Source organism: Ruegeria sp. BF10 (assembly GCF_056538725.1).
The window spans coordinates 498,161-519,139 of record NZ_JBQFTR010000002.1; the positions used below are offsets into that span (position 1 = coordinate 498,161).

Below are 20,979 nucleotides of genomic sequence, written 5' to 3' on the forward strand. Positions count from 1 at the left end.
CTATGCCTCTGCCAGCGGTAATCGAATGCAGACATTTGTACCGGCATTTGACCCCAGGGCGTTTTCACGTGGAACCGGGCTTGCAACCGAAATGGTTCCTTCATGGGCCTCGACGACCCACCTGGCCAGCGCCAGCCCGACACCGAAACCCTGACTGTTTGCCGTCCCTCCCTGAACAAACCGCTCGAAGATCCGGGTTTGGGCGCCGTGGGGAATTCCGGGGCCGTTATCCGTCAGCTGTATTTGAACGTCACCGTCAACCGATTGACCCGACAGCAGCAACGCCTTCCCGTCCCGCGCATGTCGGATCGCGTTGCGTATCAGACTGAGCAGGACCTGACGTATCCAGTTCAGGTCACAGTGTAACGCACAATCCGGGAAGTCGCCCGTTTCAAGCTGCATGTCGGCGCCGTCGATTTCAGGTTGAATGTCGCTCACAACTGTTTGCATCAGATCGCATAGTGCAACTTTGGTTGGTTCCAGAGCCAGCTCACCGGTTTCGGATCGGGCGACGCGCAGCAAATCATCGATTCTCTGGTTCAGTTTTGCGGTGCTGCTTTCGATCGTTGCCAACGTCTCTGGTGCGGTCTGAATATCCCTCTGGCCTATCTGAGCTTCCATCATGATGACGGTCAGCGGTGTGCGCAGTTCGTGGCTGACATCAGCAAAAAAGCGGCGCCGGTTTTCGTCGATCTTGGACAGGGATTCATTTGCAGCGCTCAGTTCCCGGGTTCGCTGGGCAATGGTCTCGTTCAACCGGGTCCATTCTGCGTCAACCTCGGCCTGGCGTTTTCTCAATGCAGCCGCCATTCGGTTGGTCTCGCCATATAACTGGCCGATCTCGTCATTGCGGGTTTGCGGCAGAGAAACTGCGAATTCGGATTGGCCGACCTGAACCGCCGCATTGCGCAGCCGATCCAGACGAGAGAACTGCGGCCGCACCAGACCAAAGTAGAACCACGCCGTGCTGAGCAAGGCGAACAGTGCCAGTGTCAGTGCCACCCAGGTCAGAACCCAGCGGGTCCTTTCGATCCCGGCCAATACGGAATTTCGAAACAGAACCTCGGTATTCACCGCCTGGCTGAGCAGAGGATCAAACGCCGACGCAAACGAGTCGACATAGGCGCGCAGCTGGGCCTGATCGGCTTCTGCGTCGGCTAGCCCTTCCAGCGTGCTGGCCAGCAGCGCCTCCATTCTGGCCAGACCCAGGGATTGGGTTCCGTAACGCGATTGTTCGTCCAGCCCCAGAGATCGAACCGCGGCCACGGCATCTTCCACATCAGAGCGAAGCTGTAGAAACGTTGTCGCAATCTGGTCTCGGATCGGGGACAGGCGATCAAGTCGTGACTCGACTGTTTGGCCGGTCTGTATCGACTCGGTTGCGATCACAAGAAAGGTGGCGGCCTGGGTCGACAGAGCGGCATAGCGTGCCATACGGGTTTCTGACGCCAGCGCGGTTTCCAGACGGCTGGCGACGTTCTGCATCCCGAAATACAGGGTTGCGGCCGCCAACAGCGTGCCGGATCCAAGCACCACGGCGCCAAGGCCCAACCGGGTTTTCAGAAGCAGACTGCGCTTTGCGCTTTGAGGCGCGGCCGTCATGATTTCCGCCTCATCAGGCCCCGGGCCGGATCATACCCCCAAACGGCGATCGCACTCAGTATCGCGGTTGACACCAGAACCCACAGCAGGGCCCCCCAGTTGATCTGCAAGTAAAGCAGAAACCGGATCAACTCGACCACATGCGTGAACGGGTTGAGCGCACAGATATCACGCAGCAACGGCGAGCTTTCAGCCATTTTCCACAGCGGATAGAGGGCAGAGGACAGGAAGAACATCGGGAAGATGACAAAGTTCATCACCCCGGCGAAATTCTCCAGCTGCCTGATGAAACTGGACAGCACCAACCCCAGCGCGCCCAGCATCAGACCGCCCAGAACCAATCCCGGAAGAACAGCGACATATCCGGGCAACGGCAGGACTATGCCGAACAAAGCGGCCAGTGCGAGAAACGTATAGACTTGCAGGATGGATATCGCGGTTGATCCCAGCAGACGGCAGAACAACAGCCACCAGCGTGGGAACGAGCTGGTCAGTAGCAGGCGCATCGAGCCCATCTCGCGGTCATAGACAAGGCTGAGCGAGCTTTGCATCCCATTGAACAACAGAACCATCGCGCACAGGCCGGGGACGATATAGGTCTCGTAAGTGATATAGGTCTGATAGGGTGGAATGATCGACAGGCCGAGGGCCGCACGAAACCCTGCTGCGAAGATCAAAAGCCAGACCATTGGCCGGACCAGAGCTGCGAGAAATCGTTCGCGTTGATGGATGAAACGCAGAAACTCGCGTCCGATGATGGCGCGGGCGACTCCCAGGAAACCGTTCATGTCGGGACCTCGGTTCGGGACAGGAACCAATCGGACAATGTTTGATCCCCCCGCAAGCAGCCCACCTGCCCACTGGCAAGAATCTGACCGCGATGAAGAACCAGCAGCTGGTCGTCGTCGCGCATTTCATCTGTCAGATGCGTGGCCCACAGGATGCACAGCCCCTGTTCCGCCAGGTCGTGCACATGGTCGGTTATCGCGTGCCGAGCCGCGGCATCAAGCCCAACGGTCGGCTCGTCCAACAGCAACACCGAAGGTTCGTGCAGCAGGGCACGCGCCAGCTCCATCCGGCGGCGATGACCGCCATTGAGATCGCGAACACGTTCCCCGGCACGTTCCCGCATGTTCAGTCGATCCAGCGCCGCGTCGATACGGCCAGGGACTTCGGATCGTGGTAGCCCATGCAGAGCTGCGAAATAGGTCATGTTCTGGCGCACCGTCAAACCCAGATCCAGTGTCGGTTGCTGAAAGACCACGCCAAGCTTTGCCAGCGCCTTGCGCGGGGATTGGCGCAGATCATGGCCTGCGACCGTGATTTCACCGTCCGGCGCCACAAGCAATCGCGTGAGCAACGACACCAGTGTCGATTTCCCGGCCCCATTCGGACCGAGCAGACCGCAGAACGCCCCCGCCGACACGTCAAAAGAGACAGCATCCAAAGCCGTCTTGGCGCCATAATGAAAGCTCAGGTCGCGTACGGCGAGACCAGGATCGGTTTCCGCCGAGGGGCGCGCGTCTGACATTCTTCCTCCGTCCCGAACCATGGTTCTTTACAGCAGCTTGCATCGTCGGGCCGCGTTTCTCAACCTTCCAGTCCGAGGCTGGACCACGACTTAAGTATGTGAAGGTTCACGGATTTGATGGGATTGCCCGAAGGATCCGTCGCCAAATTTGGCCAGCCGAGACTGTCAGGGGAAGGCGGGCCTGATTGGCGGGAACAACCCGTTTTGCGGGCACCGCTCTTCAGTTTGCGTTCAGCAAAAACGATCTTAACTCTTTGAAGGCGGGGGATCTGCTGAATGAGGGTGTGAATTTGGCTACCATTGCGCGGGGCAGCTTCAACGAGGCCGAAAACGGGCGAACCAGGTCGCCATTGTCCAGCAAGTTCTGAACCAGAACTTCGTGCGCCATCAACACGCCGCCGCCATGACGCGCCTCCTCCAGCGCGACGGAATACAACGAGTGCACGGTTCCCGTCTTCGGTACACGTGGGCCATCTGGTTGGCTGTTCAGCCAATTGTCCCAATCATCTGCCCATGCCCCGTCATGGAGAAGTGTTTCCTTCGAAAGATCCGAAACAGAATTCAATCTGTTCGCGACCGAAGGGGCGCAAACCGGGAAAATCACATCTTCGGCAATTTTGATTTCGTTGTTGCCGATCGGTTCACCGGAAAAAAACAAAGTCATGTCAAATGGTTCGCGCGCAAGGTTTGGCGGCGTTTCAAGGGCCACGACAGACACGAACAAATCCGGGGCAATTCGCCTAAGCGTTCCAAGCCGCGGGGCCAGCCACAACTGCGCGATCGATGGCAACGCAGCAACTTTGACCTTGCGCGGTAGGGCCTTGGTTCGAAGTTCCTGCACGGCCATTCCCAATTGATCAAACGCCTGGGTGAACCCGGGCAAAAGCTCTTCGGCAAGCGCCGTCATCTCGACCCCTCGGGCATTTCGAACAAAAAGTTGGGTGCCGGTCCAGGCTTCCAGGGTCTTGACGTGCTGAGTTATCGCGCCCGGAGTAACGGATAGCTCGTCTGCCGCCGCGGCAAAACTGCCCAGCCGAGCCGCTGCTTCAAATGCTCGGAGGGCATTGAGATGTGGACCTTTCGGGCGACGAGGAGAAAGTGACATCACTTGAGCCTTAGTTTTTCTGCGGCAAATAAATAGCAATACTGATTTGCTTCGGCCAGTGGAACTCTGGAATTCTGGAGAAAACGTAATCGCATCGGAGGAGCCCGGATGTCGCGGCACTTTGAAAACTCAGTCGGGATGACCGACCCCGTGGTCGCAGAAGCTCTTGCAAACGAGAAAAAGCGTCAGCAGCATCAAATTGAGCTGATCGCGTCCGAAAACATCGTCAGCCGCGCGGTGTTGGATGCCCTCGGACATGAGATGAACAACAAGACGCTTGAGGGATACCCGGGAAACCGGTTCCACGGGGGTGGTCAGTTCGTCGACGTCGTCGAGCAGGCGGCAATCGACCGCGCCAAGGAACTGTTCGGGTGCGACTATGCCAACGTTCAGCCCCATTCCGGCAGCCAGGCGAACCTTGCTGTTTTCTTTCTGCTGCTCAAGCCGGGCGACAGGGTCTTGTCGCTGGATCTGGCCGCCGGCGGTCACCTGAGTCACGGTCTGAAGGCCAACCTGTCGGGGCGCTGGTTCGAACCGCATCATTATGGTGTCGATGCCGAATCCGAGGTCATTGACTGCGATGCGCTGGAAAAACTGGCCGAGGAAATCCAGCCAAAGCTGCTGATTGCGGGTGGGTCTGCCTATCCGCGCGAAATCGAGTTCGAGCGCATGGGACAAATTGCCAGGAAGGTCGGCGCGCATTTTCACGTGGATATGGCTCATATTGCCGGGCTGGTCGCCGCGGGCGTGCACCCTTCGCCTTTTCCGCACGCGGACATTGTGACTTGCACCACGACAAAAACACTGCGTGGTCCTCGTGGCGGGCTGATCCTCACCAACAACGAGGACTGGTTCAAGACGCTGCAATCTGCGGTTTTCCCCGGTGTTCAGGGTTCGATCCACAGCCAGGTTCTGGCGGCCAAAGCGGTTTGCCTCGCCGAAGCGCTTACGGATGAATTCAAGGACTACGGCGCGCAGGTCAAAGCCAACGCCGCCAAACTTGCAGAAACCTTGCAGTCCCGGGGGTTGCGTATCGTGTCAGGAGGTACTGACACGCATCTGGTGCTCGTGGACCTCAGCCCCAAGGGTATCACAGGCAAACGTGCCGAGGTCGTTCTGGAAAAGGCCAATATCACGACCAACAAAAACGCGATCCCCAATGACAGCACGCGACCGCCAGAATGGGTTGGATTGCGCCTGGGCGTGAGCGCGGCAACGACCCGTGGAATGAAAGAGGCCGAGTTCGACCAGTTGGCAAACGTCATTGCGGATTTGATCGAAGCTGAGGCCGGGGATGATACCGGCGCGACCATTCTGCGCTGCAAAGCTTCGGTCGCCGCGTTGTGCAAATCGTTCCCCATCTACCCGGCGTAGTCACTGCGTGCCCGGTGGCAGGGTCCATTGACCGCTCTGGACCACTGGTGTGAGGGCGTCACCGCGGCGGCCATGGCTACGCGTGCCTGATCGGGTGTTTGGGCTGTACCCTGTTTGCAAATTTTGGCATATTCGTGCAGTCCGAAACCAAAGGGCCGGCCAATGCTCGCACCCGAACGCCACGCCATCATACTGGAAGAAGTCTCGCGCCAGCCTGCGGTCTCGATCCGCTCGCTGACTGAACGGCTTGGTGTATCCCGGGAAACCGTGCGCAAGGATATTGAACAGTTGGCGCTGGAGAACAAGCTTCATCAGGTGCGGGGCGGCGCGACCAGTATTCGCAGGCGGGAACCTCCGATGGCCGACCGGGCTCAAACCAATCCGCAAGGCAAAGAGCGGATCGGAGCCTATGTGGCAAGCGTGATCCCGGACGGGGCCAGCGTGATAATCGACAGTGGGTCAACGACAGTGGCGGCGGCGCAGGCTCTGGCGGCTGTGCGGCAAAACCTAGCCATATATACCAATGATTTGACGATTGCATCCGTGTTGGCGTCGGCGGCCGCCGAAGTCACGCTGCTGGGCGGGCGGCTGGATTTTTCAGTGAATGCCACATTGGGTTTGGACACGCTCGACCACCTGTCGCGATACAATGCGGAATATGCGTTGATCGGGGTCGGCGGTGTGAGCTCTCGGGCATTGTTTACGGACTTCTCGCTGGAAGGCGCCAACCTGCGTCATATGATGATGCAGCGGGCGCAGCGGCCGCTGATCCTGGCTGATGGCAGCAAGTTCGACGTGGTTGGTCCGATCGTGATGAAACCGCTGCCGGTGAAAGCGACATTGGTGGTGGATGAGGAGTTGCCAGACAGCATAGCTGGCGCGCTGCAAAGCCAACCCGTGGATATTGTGAAGGCATAACGCAAAAACAGGAAAACAATTGCCAAAATTTGCAAAGTGCAAATAGGGTGAAGGGAAATTCGAATCCCTGAGTACGGAGCGAGCCGATGGCTGATACCAGACTTCCACGCTGCGCGACATGTCATTGTCGGAGGCATCATCATTGGCTGCGCGGTTGCGTTTCATCAGACCGGAAAGGGGCATCGCGACGTGGTGCTTTTTGAGCATGGGCAACCAAGCCGTGGCACCACATGGCATGCGGCTGGTCTGGATCGTCAGTTGTGCAACCAACCCGCAATGACCAACCTGATCCGCCCCTCGCCGGGGTTGCATTGCCCAGCGGGTTTGAGTCCCCTAAACCGTTGCCGCCGCAATACAGGTCAAGCTTTGGTCGAGCCGCTGCATGCGCGCGCAAAAAGCGCTCCGAAAGCCGAATTGTGACGCAAGACAAGTTTTCAGCTCAATTCGTCGGGCCACAATGACAATACAGGCAGTTCTCATCGTATTGACCGCAGCCGTGTTGCACGCGCTCTGGAATGCGGTTGTCAAAGGCGCGCCCGACAAAGCGGTTGTTTTGGGGTTGGTGGCGCTTGGCCATGCCGTGCCTGCGCTGATTGCGTTGCCTTTTATCGGCTTGCCGGTTTGGGCGGCGCTTCCCTTCATCATCGGCTCGACCCTGATCCACTGGGGGTACTATTGGTTTCTCAACACCGCGTACAAACATGGGGATCTGTCGGTGGTGTACCCGATCTCACGCGGGATGACGCCAATCCTGGTCACGGTGGGTGCCATTCTTTTCGCGGGCGAGTTTCTGCCGCCGATCGCGTGGGTCGGCATTGTCTGCATCTCGGCTGGGATTGGGTGCCTGTCCTTGGTCGGGCTGGGCCGAAACACAAGCTGGGTCGCCGTGGCGGCGGCGTTTGGCACCGGCCTGATGATAGCGTCCTATTCGATTGTGGATGGTATTGGTATCCGGCTGTCCGGGAACGTACTGGGATACATTGCGGCATTGTTCGTTGCCGAAATACTTGTTGCCGGGTTTATCTTCGCGACCAGATGGCAGCGTTTCGTCGCACTGCCCAGGCGTTATGTCTGGGCGGGCCTGACAGGCGGCGTCATCTCTGGCCTGGCGTATGGGCTGGTGCTGTATGCCAAGACCATTGCGCCCTTGGGCGTGGTATCCGCGCTTAGGGAAAGTTCGGTTATCTTTGCGTCGCTTATTGGTGTGATGTGGTTCGGCGAGGGGCCAAAGTCCAACAGGCTTCTTGCAGCGATCATTGTCGCGATCGGGATAGGACTGCTTGCGATGACACGTTGAGCGTTTTGCGCCACCGCAAGAAAGTCTGAAGAATTCAGCGCCTTTTACATGCCCTGATGTTCTGTTGATCGTTCTGATCCAGTTCCGCAATGATCTACCGGGACGGGTGGTTTCCATCTATAAGTAATGCTTATGACATCGAAGATATAATCGATTTTTATTGGCGTTTTTATCTGTCAAACTGCTGTCAAACAATCGGTGCACAATAATCGAGTTCGAACGCCGCGCAAGAATGGCGAAAACAACATAATCACCAACAGAGGATCACAATGAAACACAAAACATCATTTCTCGCAGCTCTGACTATAGGTGCGCTAACGGCAACGGTTGCGGCATCGGAAACGGAATTGACAGTTTATACCGCAGTCGAGGCGGAAGACTTGGCGCGGTACGCCGAGACGTTCAATCAAAGCCACCCTGATATCAAGATCAATTGGGTTCGCGACTCGACCGGGATCATTACGGCGAAATTGTTGGCAGAGCGTGATAATCCTCAGGCAGACGTTGTTTGGGGCCTGGCCGCCACGTCGCTGCTGCTGCTGAAGTCAGAAGGTATGTTGGAACCTTATGCGCCGGCCGGTGTGGAAAAGCTGGACAAAAAATTTGTTGATGGCGACAACCCCCCTGCCTGGGTCGGCATGGACGCCTGGGTTGCTGCCGTCTGCTACAATACCGTCGAGGCAGAGAAAGCCGGGCTGACCCCGCCGACATCCTGGAAGGATCTCACCGACCCGATGTACAAAGATCAGGTGATCATGCCCAATCCGAATTCATCGGGCACCGGGTTCCTTGACGTGTCCAGCTGGTTGCAGATGTTCGGTGAAGAAGGTGGTTGGGAATACATGGATGCGCTGCACGAGAACATCGCGCGGTACACCCATTCAGGTTCAAAACCCTGCAAACTGGCCGCGGCAGGCGAAATCCCGATTGGCATCTCTTTCGCGTTCCGCGGAGCAAAATCCAAAGCCGACGGCGCGCCGCTTGAGATCATCGTGCCTTCTGAGGGCGTGGGCTGGGACATGGAAGCCACCGCAATTGTCGCCGGTACCGCAAATCTGGAGGCCGCGCAGAAGCTGGTGGACTTCACCGTCACCAAAGAGGCCAACGAGATGTACAACACCGGCTATGCCGTCGTGGCCTATCCGGGCGTTGCGAAACCGGTTGAGCACTTCCCAGACGGTCTTCTGGATGCAATGATCGAAAATGATTTTGAGTTTGCCGCCAACAATCGCGCGGCAATCCTGAAGGAATGGCAGTCTCGCTATGACGGAAAGTCGGAAGCGAAGTAACCCCTTTGGCAGGAGAGGCTTTCGTGCCTCTCCTGCGCACCAGTCTCTTGTTCCCCGACAAACAACTTACTCACCCGGATTCAACCGGCCAGGATCGGCCGTGCCCGAGGTGCAGATGTGAGGACCTCTCCCGTGCTTCAGAAAACACCACCCGGTGAACTGTATCTCAGCATCCAGAATTTGTGGAAAGCGTTCGGAAGCTTTCTGGCGCTCAAGGACATCTCTTTGGAAATCAATGAAGGGGAATTTGTCTGTTTTCTCGGCCCATCCGGGTGCGGCAAGACCACTCTTTTGCGGGCGATTGCCGGATTGGATTTGCAGACAAAGGGTACGGTCATGCAGGATGGCAAAGACGTATCCAATCTGCCCCCGTCCGAGCGGGATTTCGGGATCGTGTTTCAGTCCTACGCTCTGTTCCCGAACCTGACGATTGAAAAGAACATCGCCTTTGGCCTTGAAAACACCGGCCGCAGCAAATCGGATATCGCTGTTCGGGTGAACGAACTCTTGAACCTGGTTGGTCTGCCGGATCAGGGCAAGAAATATCCGGCGCAATTGTCAGGTGGGCAGCAGCAACGGATTGCACTGGCGCGTGCCATAGCAACCAATCCCGGACTTTTGCTGCTGGACGAACCCCTGTCGGCGCTGGATGCCAAAGTGCGCGTTCATCTGCGGCATGAGATCAAGGAGTTGCAGCGCAAGCTGGGTGTGACCACCGTGATGGTGACCCACGATCAGGAAGAAGCGCTGGCCATGGCAGACCGGATCGTGGTCATGAATCACGGGGTAATCGAACAGGTGGGGCCTCCTACCGAAATCTACCGGGAACCGGCCAATCTGTTCGTTGCCGATTTTATCGGTGAAATGAACCAGATCCGGTCGCAGGTTACCAAAGGCGGACGATTGAGCGTCGGGGAAAAGACCTTTGCCTGCCTCAGCCACAAGTTCAACGATGGAACCCCGATCATCGCGGCCATTCGACCCGAAGACATCATCCCTCATGAAGCTGGTTACCTCGACACGGGCGGCAATCGGAACTGCATAGAGGTGACGCTTGATGAGATGGAGTTCCTGGGTTCGTTCTGGCGCTGCCGATTGCACAACGAGAGGTTCGGATCATCGGAACTGATCGCGGATTTCTCGATCAACGCCGTGCGTCGTCTGGAACTGGAAGAAGGGCGCTGCATGGTGATTGAGCTCCCCGAGAACCGCCTTATGGCGTTTGACGTGCCGGAGGCCAAGGCATGAGCTCGGTTTCTACCAATCAGGACAGCCTGCCTGTCGGGCCGGACATCAAGCCCAAGCTCAGCCGTGATGATATCCTGATGCGCGGCAGCATGATGGTGATCGCGCTGTATCTGGTCGTGACACTGGCGTTGCCGCTTTACACGATGCTGTCCAAGTCGTTTTCGACCTATCGGATAGAGCTGTCCCAGTACGAGTTTCAGGTAAGTGACGACGCGGGCGTCTTTGATGGAACGATCCTGTCGGCTGACGAGTTGAACAGGCAATTGGGGGTCTTTTCCGACTCTGATCTGGTGACGGGTTCCGACGGGCGTTTGCCTGTGACCGGACTCTTCCCCGATTTCAGCTTTCGCAGTCCGGTCATGTACAAGATCCGCAACACGACGGATACCGGGCGCTTTCTTGTCGGGTCGACTTTGAATGAAGGCACCGATTGGGTCGAGCTTGATTCCAACACGTTCCGCCGGGTGCAATTGCGGCCGGTCCAGTCGCGAGGGCTGGACAATTTCATCAACTACTTCTCGACACCGGCACTGTTCAATTCGATCAAGAACTCGCTTTGGATCTCGGTTGTCAGCACCATTGTGACGGTGACACTGGCGTTTTGGTTCGCCTATGCGCTGAACCGAAGCTGCATGCGGTTCAAGGGCGTTTTTCGCCTCATTGCGATGGCACCGATCCTGGTTCCGTCGCTCTTGCCGGGCATCGCGTTGGTCTACCTGTTCGGCAACCAGGGGATGATCAAGGAGTTGCTGTTTGGTGCCAGTATATACGGCCCCATCGGCATCGTGATCGGATCGGTTTTCTTTACCTTTCCGCACGCATTCCTGATCATATCGACCGCCCTCGCGATATCTGACGCGCGCCTGTATGAAGCTGCGGCCAGCTTGCGGTCGACGCCATGGCGGACCTTCTGGACCGTAACGATACCCGGCGCGCGCTATGGCCTGATCTCGGCGGCCTTTGTCGTGTTCAACCTGGTGATCACTGATTTCGGACTGCCAAAGGTCATTGGCGGTCAATTCAACGTGCTTGCCGTGGATATCTACAAACAGGTGATCGGCCAGCAGAACTTTGAAATGGGCGCCGTGGTATCCGTGGTTCTGGTCATCCCGGCCATTCTGGCTTTTGCCATCGACCGGATGGTTCAGTCCAAGCAGGTGGCGCTGCTTTCGGCCCGTTCCGTGCCATATCAGGCGACGCCAAACCCGAAAGCTGACCGCATATTCCTGATCTATTGCAGCCTGATCGGCCTGTTCATCGTTGGTCTTCTGGCTGTGTGTCAGTTTGCGGCGCTGATCAAGTTCTGGCCTTACGACCTGAGCCTGAGCCTCAAGAACTATCAGTTCAACAGAATGGACGGCGGCGGCTGGGGGTCGTATTTCAACTCGATCAGACTGGCGTTGCTGACGGCAGTCATCGGCACGACGGTTGTGTTCTTCGGGGCCTATCTGGTGGAAAAATCAAACGGGTTCAGAACCGGCCGGTCGATTTTCCAGATGTTCGCGATGCTGCCCATGGCGATCCCGGGCATGGTATTGGGGCTGTCCTACATCTTCTTCTTCAACAACCCGTCCAATCCGCTGAACGGGATTTACGGCACGATGGCGATTTTGGTGATTTGCACCGTGACGCATTTCTACACCGTATCGCACCTGACGGCCGTCACCGCGCTCAAGCAAATGGACAGGGAATTTGAGTCGGTGTCTGCCTCGCTCAAACAACCGACGATGAAGCTGTTTGCACGGGTAACGGTTCCGGTTTGTCTGCCGGCGGTGTTGGACATCTCGATCTATCTGTTCGTCAACGCGATGACGACCGTGTCGGCAGTGGTGTTTCTTTATTCTCCCAAAACGACGCTGGCCTCTATCGCGGTGCTGAACATGGATGATGCCGGGGATATCGCGCCTGCGGCGGCGATGGGCATGATGATCTTTTACACCAATGCTGCTGCCCGGATCGTTCACCTGATTGCTTCAAAAGGCATTCTCAAGCGCACTCAGGCTTGGCGAAGCAGGTAGCCAAAGGAACCCTGCCCCCGCCGGTCAGGTATCGGCGGGGGGGCTTTTTTCTTCCAGCGCGCGCTGGGCGAAGTCCATGAAGGCTCGGATGATCTTTACGTTGCGCCGTTGCGAAAGCGAAATCATGCTTTCACCCATTTGCAACTTCACGCCTTTCAGCTTGATTTGCCGCAACCGATCATCATGCCCATACTCTGCTTCAGAGACAAATCCGATGCCTGCGCCCGAGGCCACAAGCTCGCGAACGGCCTCGCGCCCTTCCGCAACGATTGCAGGATTCAACGCGATACCGCGCCTTTCGGCTTCTTCTTCCAGTTTCTGACGTGTTTTTGACCCGTGCTCTCTGAAAACCAGCGGCAGATCGGCCAGTTCTTCCAAAGAAAGCGAAGGTTTGGATGCCAAAAGCATGCCTTGCGCAGCGAAGGCCACGATTTCAGTGGACCCCAGATTCAACACATCCATATCCTTGCCAGGGGACAGGCTGCCGACAACGCCGATCTCTGCATTGTACGACCGAAGTTCTTCCAGAATTTCTTCGGTGTTTCCGGATCGAACGGTGATCGTGATTTTTGGGTATTTCTTTTGAAACGACCCCAGGAAAGACGTCATGTGATGCGCTGAATCGGCGATGATCCGCAATTCTCCGTCGATCACGGCCTTGGTTTCCGAGAGGTAGTCCTCGATCTGATCTTCGATCTCGAAATACTGTTTTGTGAACCGGTAAAGCTGTTCCCCTTCAGGGGTGAGGTTCACGCGTTTTCGTTCGCGCTGAAACAACAGCAGGTCGTGTTCCTGTTCCAGCTTTCGAACCTGTTCGGAAATCGCCGGCTGCGTCAGAAAAAGTGCCTCGGCCGCGCGGGAAAACCCGCCATGTTTGGCCACGTAATGAAAGGCTTTGAGCTGGCTGTGCCGCATCACCGGTCCCCAATGATTTGTGCATAGGCTGCACTTATAATTAGATTGATATTTGCAATTTCACATATAGCAACCGTTGCTGCAATGGTGTTTGTGAAAACGCTGTTCTGGAGCCCGGTAATGACGCCTTCCCATCCAAAAATCGAGCAACCGCGCCTTGGCGAACCATACCTTTTGACACCCGGCCCTTTGACAACGTCCTACGCCGTGAAAGAGGCCATGCTGAAGGACTGGGGAAGCTGGGACGACGACTTTCGCGCCATGACAAGAGAGCTGCGGTCAAGCCTGCTGGACCTGCTTGGTGACGGCGCCGACGCGTTCGATTGCGTGCCAATGCAAGGCAGCGGATCGTTCTCGGTCGAAGCAATGCTGGCATCCTTCATCCCACCGGAAGGAAAGGCGCTGGTACTGGCCAACGGCGCCTATGGGCAGCGTTCTGCGCAGACGCTACAGTATCTGGGGCGGGACCATATCGTGCTGGACAAGGGCGATTACCTGCCGCCACGGGGCGACGAGGTTGCGCGCATTCTCGCGGATGACCCGGCCATCACGCATGTTGTTGCCATTCACTGCGAAACCAGCTCGGGTATCTTGAACCCTGTCGAGGAAATATCCCAAGCCACATATGCAGCCGGACGCAAGCTGTTGATCGACTCGATGTCTGCCTTTGGCGCGATCGAACTCAGGCCCTCGGATATTCGATATGAAGCCATGGTGTCTTCGGCCAACAAGTGCATCGAGGGCGTTCCCGGCTTTGGCTTCATTGTGGCGCGCAAGAGCGAGCTGGAAGCCGCAAAGGGCAACAGTCATTCCCTGTCTCTGGATGTGCACGCCCAGTGGGCGCACATGAACAAGACCGGTCAGTGGCGCTTTACCCCGCCGACGCACGTGGTCGCGGCCTTCATCGAAGCGCTTCGGGCGCATGCCGCTGAAGGCGGTGTTGCCGGCCGCGGCGCACGGTACACCCGCAACCGGGACGTCATGGTTTCGGGGATGCGCGAACTGGGTTTCGAAACGCTGCTGGACAATCGTTGGCTCAGCCCGATCATCGTCACGTTCTTCTGCCCCGCCGATGAGAGGTTCGTATTCGATCAGTTCTACAATCTGATGAAGGACAAAGGGTTCATCATCTACCCGGGCAAGCTGACCGTCGTCGACAGTTTCCGCGTCGGATGTATCGGTCAGATGGATGAAGACGTCATGCGTAAGGTTGTGAACGCAGCAAAGGAATCCCTGGAAGAAATGGGTGTGACAAGCGCCGCTCCTCCTCTTCGGGCACTGGAAGAACGCGCCAAGCTGGCCGCTTAAACATCAAGGAAAATACAGATGACCATTCAAACCCCTGTCGAAGCAAATGAGCGCGTCTATCCGACGCCGAAGGTGCCCGCCATAGCCATCTGCCTTGATGGATGCGAGCCGGAATACCTCGATGTCGCGATTGCGAAAGGGCTGATGCCCAACCTCAAGCGGATCCGGGAAGAGGGCACGGACCGGCTGGCACATTCCGTTATCCCCTCGTTCACCAACCCCAACAATCTTTCGATTGCCACTGGTCGTCCGCCAATCGTGCATGGAATCTGCGGCAACTACCTCATCGACCCGGACAGTGGCGAAGAGGTGATGATGAATGATGTCCGTTTCCTGCGTGCGCCGACCATTTTTTCCCAGTTCTACGACGCGGGTTTCCGTGTGGCGATGGTGACCGCCAAGGACAAGCTGCGCGCGCTGCTGGGTGCCGGGCTGAAATTTGACGAAGGCAGGGCGGTTGCCTTTTCTTCCGAACGGTCGGGCGAAACGACGCTGGCGGAACATGGCATCGACAACGCCAGCAAATGGCTGGGCATGGACGTCCCCGAGGTTTACTCGGCTGAGCTTTCCGAATTTGTCTTTGCCGCTGGCGTCAAGCTGCTGAAAGAGTTCAAGCCCGACGTGATGTATTTGTCGACCACCGACTATATCCAGCACAAGTTTGCACCCGATCAAAAAGGTGCACTCGATTTCTATGCCATGTTCGACCGGTATCTTGGCGAACTGGATGAATTGGGTGCGGCCATCGTGGTGACCGCGGATCACGGCATGAAGCCCAAGCATCTGGCGGATGGATCCCCCTCGGTGGTGTACGTGCAGGACCTGATGGACGAATGGCTGGGCAAGGACACGGCACGGGTCATCCTTCCGATTACCGATCCATACGTCGTGCATCATGGCGCGTTGGGTTCCTTCGCAACCGCCTATTTGCCTGACGGAGCAGACCGGGACGACATCATCGGCAAGCTCAAGGCGACCAACGGCATTACGCATGTGCTGACCAAGGCCGAAGCGATCGAGCAATTCGAATTGCCGGGCGACCGCATTGGCGACATCGTGATGGTTTCCGGCGAAAACATCTGCATCGGCACGTCCGAGCATCGCCATGATCTGGCAGCGCTCAAAGAACCGTTGCGCAGCCATGGCGGTTTGACCGAACAGGAAGTTCCCTTCATCGTGAACCGCGTCATCGACCTGCCGAACCAACCGGTGCTGCGCAATTTCGATGCCTTCTTTTACGCAACAACAGCGGCGGCACAGTAAGCTATGAAAGATCAGACCATGTCGAAAATCGAAGTACGCAACGAGGGAATGCGGATCGGTGGCGAGATTGTCTTTACCGACGAGACCGTTCCCGTTCTCTACCCGTACACCAATGAAGTTGTGGGCCACGTACCAGCCGGTACAGCCGAACATGCGCGCCGGGCTTTTGAGATTGCGGCGAATTACAAACCCAAGCTGACCCGATACGAGCGCAGCCAGATCCTGCAACGGGCAGGCGAGTTGATCGGCGAAAAGCGCGACTATCTTGCGAAATGGCTGACGCTGGAGTTGGGGATCTGTCACCAGCATGCGATCTACGAAACCAAGCGCGCGCAGGACGTGTATCAATTCGCGGCGGCCGAGGCACTGAAGGATGATGGTGAGATCTTTTCCTGCGACCTGACCCACAACGGCAAGGCCCGCAAGATTTTCACTACCCGAGAGCCGGTGAAAGCAATCAGTGCGATCACGCCGTTCAATCACCCGCTGAACATGGTCAGCCACAAGATCGCGCCGTCGATTGCCACCAACAATTGCATGGTTTGCAAGCCGACTGAACTGACGCCGTTGACCGCATTGACACTGGCTGACATTCTTTATGAGGCCGGCTTGCCACCCGAGATGTTCCAGGTCGTGACCGGCTGGCCCGGTGACATTGGCGACGAGATGATCACCAATGAACACATCGATATCATCACCTTTACCGGTGGTGTGCCCGTGGGCAAGATGATTGCCGAAAAGGGCGTCTACAAACGTCAGGCGCTGGAACTTGGCGGCAACGACCCTCTGATCGTTCTGAATGACCTCAGTGAGGCCGATCTGGACAAGGCGGCAACCATTGCCGTGGCGGGGGCTACCGGAAACTCCGGTCAGCGTTGCACGGCGGTCAAGCGCATACTCGTGCAGGAAAGTGTGGCCGACAAGTTTGTGCCGCTGGTTCTTGAGAAGGCGAAGAAGATCAAGTTCGGCGACCCCCAGGACCCGGAAACCGAACTGGGTTGCGTGATCCATGACAAGGCCGCCGAGATTTTTGAAAACCGCGTTCTTCAGGCTGAAAAAGAGGGTGCTGAAATTCTGTACCACCCCGGTCGTCAGGGGGCGCTGCTGCCGCCTATCGTGGTCGACAAGGTGCCCCATGATAGCGAACTGGTGATGGAGGAAACCTTTGGCCCCATCGTGCCGATCGTTCGCGTACCGGACAACGACGAAGAGGTGATGGCAATTTCAAACGGTACCGAGTTCGGCCTGTCTTCGGGTGTCTGCACAAACGATCTGAACCGGGCGATTGCCTTTATCAACGGGTTGAACGTCGGCACCTGCAACATCTGGGAACAGCCGGGCTACCGCATTGAAATGTCGCCCTTTGGCGGCATCAAGGACAGTGGAAACGGGGTGAAGGAAGGCGTCATCGAAGCGATGAAGTTTTTCACCAACGTTAAAACCTATTCGCTGCCGTGGCCTAACTGAGTCTGGTGCCCTTACCCCTTTTGCGGAAAGGGCAACACAGTTCCTCCCTGGTACTGGCGGGCCTTGCGGGGTCCGCATCTTTTGATGACGACAATGAGGAGCGGACATGCCACAGATTGTCCATACTGAAGGGGAATCAAACACGTCCGAGGCGCGCAAGGCGTGGCTGCGAAAGTCCATGGGACCGAAGTCAACGCCATTGCTCAAACGCGATGCGAACGTGTTCCTGCATCAATCTTTGTCCTCACCCTGCGTCAGCACCATTGCAAAGGCCGAGGGGATCTGGATCGAGGACATCGAGGGTCGCCGGTACATGGATTTCCATGGCAATTCGGTGCACCATATCGGGTATGGCCATCCCCGTTTGGTTGCCGCCATTAAGGCACAGCTTGACGATCTGCCCTTTGCGCCCCGCCGCTTCACCAATGATCCGGCGGTGGAACTGGCCGAGAAACTGGCTCAGATCGTGCCTGGTGATCTGGGCAAAATGCTTTTTACCACCGGCGGATCCGACGCCAACGAGGTCGCCCTCAAGATTGCGCGCGCCGCTACCGGCCGGTTCAAAACGATCAGCTTCTGGGATGCTTTCCATGGCGCGGGGTTCGGCGCTGCAAGCGTCGGCGGAGAGGCGACCTTTCGCAGTCATATCGCGGGGCCCCTTTTGTCCGGCACCGAACATGTCGCCCCCTTTGCCTGCTATCGATGCCCGTACAATCATGCGGGCCCCGAAACCTGCGGACTGGCCTGTGCAAAAATGGTCGAATATGTTCTGGAGCGTGAAGGAGACGTGGCGGCAGTCATTGCGGAACCGATGCGCGCGGTGCCCTATGTCCCGCCGCCGGGGTTCTGGAAGACGGTGCGCGAGGCATGCAACCGTCACGGGGCGCTGTTGATCATGGATGAAATTCCGACGGGCCTTGGCAAGACTGGCAGGATGTTCGCCTTTGAGCATGACGAGATCATCCCGGACATCGTGACACTTGGGAAAGCGCTTGGCGGAGGAATCCTGCCCATCGCGGCCTGTGTCGCCCGCAAACAGCTGGATGTCTGCGGAGATTTTGCCATCGGGCATTACACGCACGAAAAGAACCCGGTCACCGCCCGGGCCGCTTTGACGACGATCCAGATCATCGAAGACGAAGGCCTGGTTCGCCGGTCAGCGGAACTGGGTGAACATGCCCTTGGTCGCTTGATGGATGAACTTCAGAACGTTCCGATTGTCGGTGACATCCGGGGACGGGGCCTGATGTTCGGGATCGAAATCGTCGATGATCGCGCCGACAAAACGCCGGGGAACGCGAGCGCCGAACGGATCTACTATGCCTGTCTCGAGGCCGGTCTGAGCTATAAGATCAGCCAGGGGTGCGTTCTGACATTGTCACCGCCGCTGACCATCTCGCGTTTGGAGTTGGACCGCGCAATCGACATCGTAATTGCCGCAATCAAGGCCGAGAGTTGACGCCCCTTACCGATCTCGTGTCACAATGGGATCAGGGGCCGCGCCTTTCCGGGACCCTTTGGCCAGGTTCATGGGTGACGGATGTTCCGTCAAAGCGCGGACAAGTGGTTGCGGTGAAGCACACAGGAGTTTACGCCTTGTAGGCCAAAATGGGATATATCCCTTCCCAATCGCGGTCGGTAACATGAACAATACAACGCGCTGCGACAAGCTGGGCCAAAAAGAATAACGGGGTAGAGTATGGCAATTGTCAGCTTCCTTATCAGCCTTGCCGGGGCCACGATGCTGCTGCTTTACGCGGTTCGTATGGTGCGAACCGGGATCGAGCGCAGCTATGGCGCGTCGTTCCAGCGGGTAATGACCCAACAGCGCAGTTACCTTCAGGCCTCGGTGGTCGGGTTGACGATGGCGGTCGTGCTGCAAAGCTCGGCGGCTGTTGCTCTGTTGACCTCTGGATTTGCGGCCAGTGGAATGCTCAGTTTTCCTGCCGGCCTTGCGATTGTACTTGGTGGCGATCTGGGTTCGGCACTTATCATCCAGATCCTTTCGTTCCGGCTGGACTGGCTTGTTCCTATGCTGTTGGCGGTTGGGGGGTATCTGTTCGTAAAGACCGAAGCCAAGAAGACGCGGCAGCTGGGGCGCATCCTGATGGGTGTGGCCTTTATCCTGATCTCGCTTCGGTTCCTTCGCGAGGCGATGGATCCCATTCGGGACAGCGCGTTTCTGCCCGCGGTGGCGGATTATCTGGCGCGCGATTACATCACCGCGTTTTTGGTCGGGGGCGCCTTGGCTTTCATCATGCATTCCTCGGTGGCGGCCATCCTCATGTGTGTGACCCTTGTTCAGATCGGAGCGATCCCGTTTGCCGCCGGGATGTCTTTGGTATTTGGCGCGAATTTCGGCTCTGCCTTCATTCCGGTCTGGCTCACCCGTGCCATGCCAGTCCAGGCCCGGCGCATTCCCTATGCCAACCTGGCATTGCGTGGCAGTTGGGCCTTGCTGAGTTTGTTTGCGGCCAACATGGCTCTGCGTACCGGGTTGTTAGGAGACCCGCAAGGCGGGCAGATGCTGGTCAATGTGCATGTTTTGTTCAACCTGTCACTGCTGCTTCTGGCCTTGCCATTTTGCGGGAAGTTGAAAGATCTGTTCGAAAGGTTCTTGCCGGTTCAGAAGCAAGAACTGGTTCCGCAACCGGCACGACCGGCCAGCGCATTGGACATAGGCAATGTGGCCAATCCCAGCCAAGCCCTGCCAAGCCTCAAGCGAGAGCTGCTGCGGATGAGCGACCTTGTCGAAACCATGTTCCGGCCTTGTCTGGAATTGTATCGCAGTGGCGACAAACAACAGATTCGAGCGGTGCAAGCCATCGACGAGGACGTGAACAATTGCCTGTCCGGGATCAGGGCATTCGTTTCGGCGATTCCACCGGATGTATACGAAAAAAAGGATGAAAAATCCGCGCGCGACCTTATGGAATTCGCTATCCGGCTGGAGACGGCCGGTGATGTCGTGGCCAAACGCTTGACCGTGTTGGCGGGTGAAATGCGGGCCAAAGGCTCGAGCTTTTCGCAGGAAGGCTGGTCGGAACTTGTTCAGATGCACGAGGGCATTCTGGCCAACATGAAGCTGGCATCAAACGTGCTTATCTCGGACGATCTGGAAAGCGCGCGCCTGCTGAGCCTTGAGAAGACCGAAATCAAACGGGTGGAACGTGAAAGCCGTAAACGACATCTGCGCCGATTGCAGCACGGGTCACGCGAGAGTTTCGAAACCAGTGATATTCATCTTGAGACCTTGCGGGCGTTCCGGGAGTTCAACAGCCATATCGCATCTATTGCGTACCCGGTGCTGTACCAGAATGGCCAGCTTCTCGAGACGCGGCTGATCGACGAAATTGCGAAATAGCCGGAAGGTTCTCTGACAAAAATCTGAAAAAGAAAAGGAACGATGCTACACTCGGGATGACGGCAGCGAACAGGAGCCGGACCCGATGCAAGCACGGGAAAAGAAAACAGGAAAAACGAAGTTCGAAGCAAAAAAGTGGCCTCAGTTTCGAAGCTCGGTTTTGAGGCTGTTCGGCGTCGAGAAAAGCGTCCGTCCAGGGCGCGGGGCAGGAGATCACCTCGATTCCGGTGAACCGGTTCGTTCCACAGTCGAGGCCAGTTCTTCGGGGGCCCGATCGAAC

17 protein-coding genes are annotated in these 20,979 nt (G+C 57.2%); 12 read left to right on the top strand and 5 right to left on the bottom strand.

Annotated elements, in window-relative coordinates; all coding sequences use genetic code 11:
- The 4 genes from ACR0DJ_RS12130 to ACR0DJ_RS12145 all read right to left on the bottom strand — a co-directional run bounded on the left by ACR0DJ_RS12130 (position 1) and on the right by ACR0DJ_RS12145 (position 4,238).
- Complete coding sequence (locus tag ACR0DJ_RS12130) at positions 1-1,602, bottom strand: sensor histidine kinase (RefSeq protein ID WP_480685118.1); 1,602 nt, start codon at positions 1,600-1,602, stop codon at positions 1-3.
- Positions 1,599-2,390 (bottom strand): ABC transporter permease, encoded by a 792-nt coding sequence (locus ACR0DJ_RS12135; RefSeq protein WP_480685120.1) that lies wholly within the window; start codon positions 2,388-2,390, stop codon positions 1,599-1,601. Before ACR0DJ_RS12135 ends, ACR0DJ_RS12130 begins: the two co-directional genes overlap by 4 nt.
- Entirely contained in the window at positions 2,387-3,133 is a 747-nt protein-coding gene (locus ACR0DJ_RS12140; protein ID WP_480685121.1) for an ABC transporter ATP-binding protein, read from the bottom strand. The genes ACR0DJ_RS12135 and ACR0DJ_RS12140 overlap by 4 nt, the downstream gene beginning before the upstream one ends.
- A gap of 220 nt (positions 3,134-3,353) precedes the next feature.
- A complete protein-coding gene (locus tag ACR0DJ_RS12145) occupies positions 3,354-4,238 on the bottom strand; it encodes a LysR family transcriptional regulator (protein WP_480685122.1) in 885 nt (294 codons plus the stop codon).
- A 138-nt stretch (positions 4,239-4,376) separates the two neighbouring features.
- Here ACR0DJ_RS12145 and glyA point away from each other — a divergent pair, with 138 nt between their 5' ends.
- The 7 genes from glyA to ACR0DJ_RS12180 all read left to right on the top strand — a co-directional run bounded on the left by glyA (position 4,377) and on the right by ACR0DJ_RS12180 (position 12,382).
- Positions 4,377-5,612, top strand: coding sequence for a serine hydroxymethyltransferase (gene glyA / locus ACR0DJ_RS12150; protein ID WP_480686264.1), 1,236 nt, complete (start codon positions 4,377-4,379; stop codon positions 5,610-5,612).
- A 162-nt stretch (positions 5,613-5,774) separates the two neighbouring features.
- Positions 5,775-6,530 (top strand): DeoR/GlpR family DNA-binding transcription regulator, encoded by a 756-nt coding sequence (locus tag ACR0DJ_RS12155; protein ID WP_480685124.1) that lies wholly within the window; start codon positions 5,775-5,777, stop codon positions 6,528-6,530.
- 123 nt (positions 6,531-6,653) lie between these two features.
- On the top strand, positions 6,654-6,950 hold the full coding sequence (locus ACR0DJ_RS12160; protein WP_480685239.1) for an FAD-dependent oxidoreductase: 297 nt from the start codon (positions 6,654-6,656) through the stop codon (positions 6,948-6,950).
- Between the two features lie 37 nt (positions 6,951-6,987).
- Positions 6,988-7,827 (top strand): EamA family transporter, encoded by an 840-nt coding sequence (locus tag ACR0DJ_RS12165; RefSeq protein WP_480685126.1) that lies wholly within the window; start codon positions 6,988-6,990, stop codon positions 7,825-7,827.
- A 269-nt stretch (positions 7,828-8,096) separates the two neighbouring features.
- Positions 8,097-9,116: a putative 2-aminoethylphosphonate ABC transporter substrate-binding protein gene (locus ACR0DJ_RS12170; RefSeq protein ID WP_170346841.1), complete on the top strand. Its 1,020-nt coding sequence runs from the start codon at positions 8,097-8,099 to the stop codon at positions 9,114-9,116.
- A gap of 132 nt (positions 9,117-9,248) precedes the next feature.
- Entirely contained in the window at positions 9,249-10,364 is a 1,116-nt protein-coding gene (locus ACR0DJ_RS12175) for a putative 2-aminoethylphosphonate ABC transporter ATP-binding protein (RefSeq protein WP_480685127.1), read from the top strand.
- Positions 10,361-12,382 (top strand): putative 2-aminoethylphosphonate ABC transporter permease subunit, encoded by a 2,022-nt coding sequence (locus ACR0DJ_RS12180; protein ID WP_480685128.1) that lies wholly within the window; start codon positions 10,361-10,363, stop codon positions 12,380-12,382. The genes ACR0DJ_RS12175 and ACR0DJ_RS12180 overlap by 4 nt, the downstream gene beginning before the upstream one ends.
- Positions 12,383-12,406: 24 nt before the next feature.
- On the opposite strand, the gene ACR0DJ_RS12185 is transcribed toward ACR0DJ_RS12180, so the two are convergent.
- Complete coding sequence (locus tag ACR0DJ_RS12185; protein ID WP_425079143.1) at positions 12,407-13,297, bottom strand: LysR substrate-binding domain-containing protein; 891 nt, start codon at positions 13,295-13,297, stop codon at positions 12,407-12,409.
- Between the two features lie 120 nt (positions 13,298-13,417).
- Here ACR0DJ_RS12185 and ACR0DJ_RS12190 point away from each other — a divergent pair, with 120 nt between their 5' ends.
- From ACR0DJ_RS12190 to ACR0DJ_RS12210, 5 genes are all read left to right on the top strand, one after another.
- Positions 13,418-14,605, top strand: a complete 1,188-nt coding sequence (locus ACR0DJ_RS12190) for a 2-aminoethylphosphonate--pyruvate transaminase (protein ID WP_170346844.1) — start codon at positions 13,418-13,420, stop codon at positions 14,603-14,605.
- A gap of 18 nt (positions 14,606-14,623) precedes the next feature.
- On the top strand, positions 14,624-15,868 hold the full coding sequence (gene phnA, locus ACR0DJ_RS12195; protein WP_480685129.1) for a phosphonoacetate hydrolase: 1,245 nt from the start codon (positions 14,624-14,626) through the stop codon (positions 15,866-15,868).
- 3 nt (positions 15,869-15,871) lie between these two features.
- Positions 15,872-17,335 carry a phosphonoacetaldehyde dehydrogenase gene (gene phnY / locus ACR0DJ_RS12200; RefSeq protein ID WP_480686265.1) on the top strand — a complete coding sequence of 488 codons (1,464 nt, stop codon included), beginning with the start codon at positions 15,872-15,874 and terminating at the stop codon, positions 17,333-17,335.
- Positions 17,336-17,441: 106 nt separating this feature from the next.
- Complete coding sequence (gene pbfA, locus ACR0DJ_RS12205; protein WP_480685130.1) at positions 17,442-18,794, top strand: (R)-1-hydroxy-2-aminoethylphosphonate ammonia-lyase; 1,353 nt, start codon at positions 17,442-17,444, stop codon at positions 18,792-18,794.
- Between the two features lie 240 nt (positions 18,795-19,034).
- The gene (locus tag ACR0DJ_RS12210) at positions 19,035-20,699 is read left to right on the top strand and encodes a Na/Pi cotransporter family protein (protein ID WP_480685131.1); all 1,665 of its coding nucleotides are present in this window, start codon (positions 19,035-19,037) and stop codon (positions 20,697-20,699) included.
- Positions 20,700-20,979 lie beyond the last annotated feature (280 nt).

Bases quoted from the DNA above. Each gene is read 5' to 3' on its own strand.
- ACR0DJ_RS12130 (WP_480685118.1), bottom strand. From the start codon at position 1,602: ATGACGGCCGCGCCTCAAAGCGCAAAGCGCAGTCTGCTTCTGAAAACC.
- ACR0DJ_RS12135 (WP_480685120.1), bottom strand. From the start codon at position 2,390: ATGAACGGTTTCCTGGGAGTCGCCCGCGCCATCATCGGACGCGAGTTT.
- ACR0DJ_RS12140 (WP_480685121.1), bottom strand. From the start codon at position 3,133: ATGTCAGACGCGCGCCCCTCGGCGGAAACCGATCCTGGTCTCGCCGTA.
- ACR0DJ_RS12145 (WP_480685122.1), bottom strand. From the start codon at position 4,238: ATGTCACTTTCTCCTCGTCGCCCGAAAGGTCCACATCTCAATGCCCTC.
- glyA (WP_480686264.1), top strand. From the start codon at position 4,377: ATGACCGACCCCGTGGTCGCAGAAGCTCTTGCAAACGAGAAAAAGCGT.
- ACR0DJ_RS12155 (WP_480685124.1), top strand. From the start codon at position 5,775: ATGCTCGCACCCGAACGCCACGCCATCATACTGGAAGAAGTCTCGCGC.
- ACR0DJ_RS12165 (WP_480685126.1), top strand. From the start codon at position 6,988: ATGACAATACAGGCAGTTCTCATCGTATTGACCGCAGCCGTGTTGCAC.
- ACR0DJ_RS12170 (WP_170346841.1), top strand. From the start codon at position 8,097: ATGAAACACAAAACATCATTTCTCGCAGCTCTGACTATAGGTGCGCTA.
- ACR0DJ_RS12180 (WP_480685128.1), top strand. From the start codon at position 10,361: ATGAGCTCGGTTTCTACCAATCAGGACAGCCTGCCTGTCGGGCCGGAC.
- ACR0DJ_RS12185 (WP_425079143.1), bottom strand. From the start codon at position 13,297: ATGCGGCACAGCCAGCTCAAAGCCTTTCATTACGTGGCCAAACATGGC.
- ACR0DJ_RS12190 (WP_170346844.1), top strand. From the start codon at position 13,418: ATGACGCCTTCCCATCCAAAAATCGAGCAACCGCGCCTTGGCGAACCA.
- phnA (WP_480685129.1), top strand. From the start codon at position 14,624: ATGACCATTCAAACCCCTGTCGAAGCAAATGAGCGCGTCTATCCGACG.
- phnY (WP_480686265.1), top strand. From the start codon at position 15,872: ATGAAAGATCAGACCATGTCGAAAATCGAAGTACGCAACGAGGGAATG.
- pbfA (WP_480685130.1), top strand. From the start codon at position 17,442: ATGCCACAGATTGTCCATACTGAAGGGGAATCAAACACGTCCGAGGCG.
- ACR0DJ_RS12210 (WP_480685131.1), top strand. From the start codon at position 19,035: ATGGCAATTGTCAGCTTCCTTATCAGCCTTGCCGGGGCCACGATGCTG.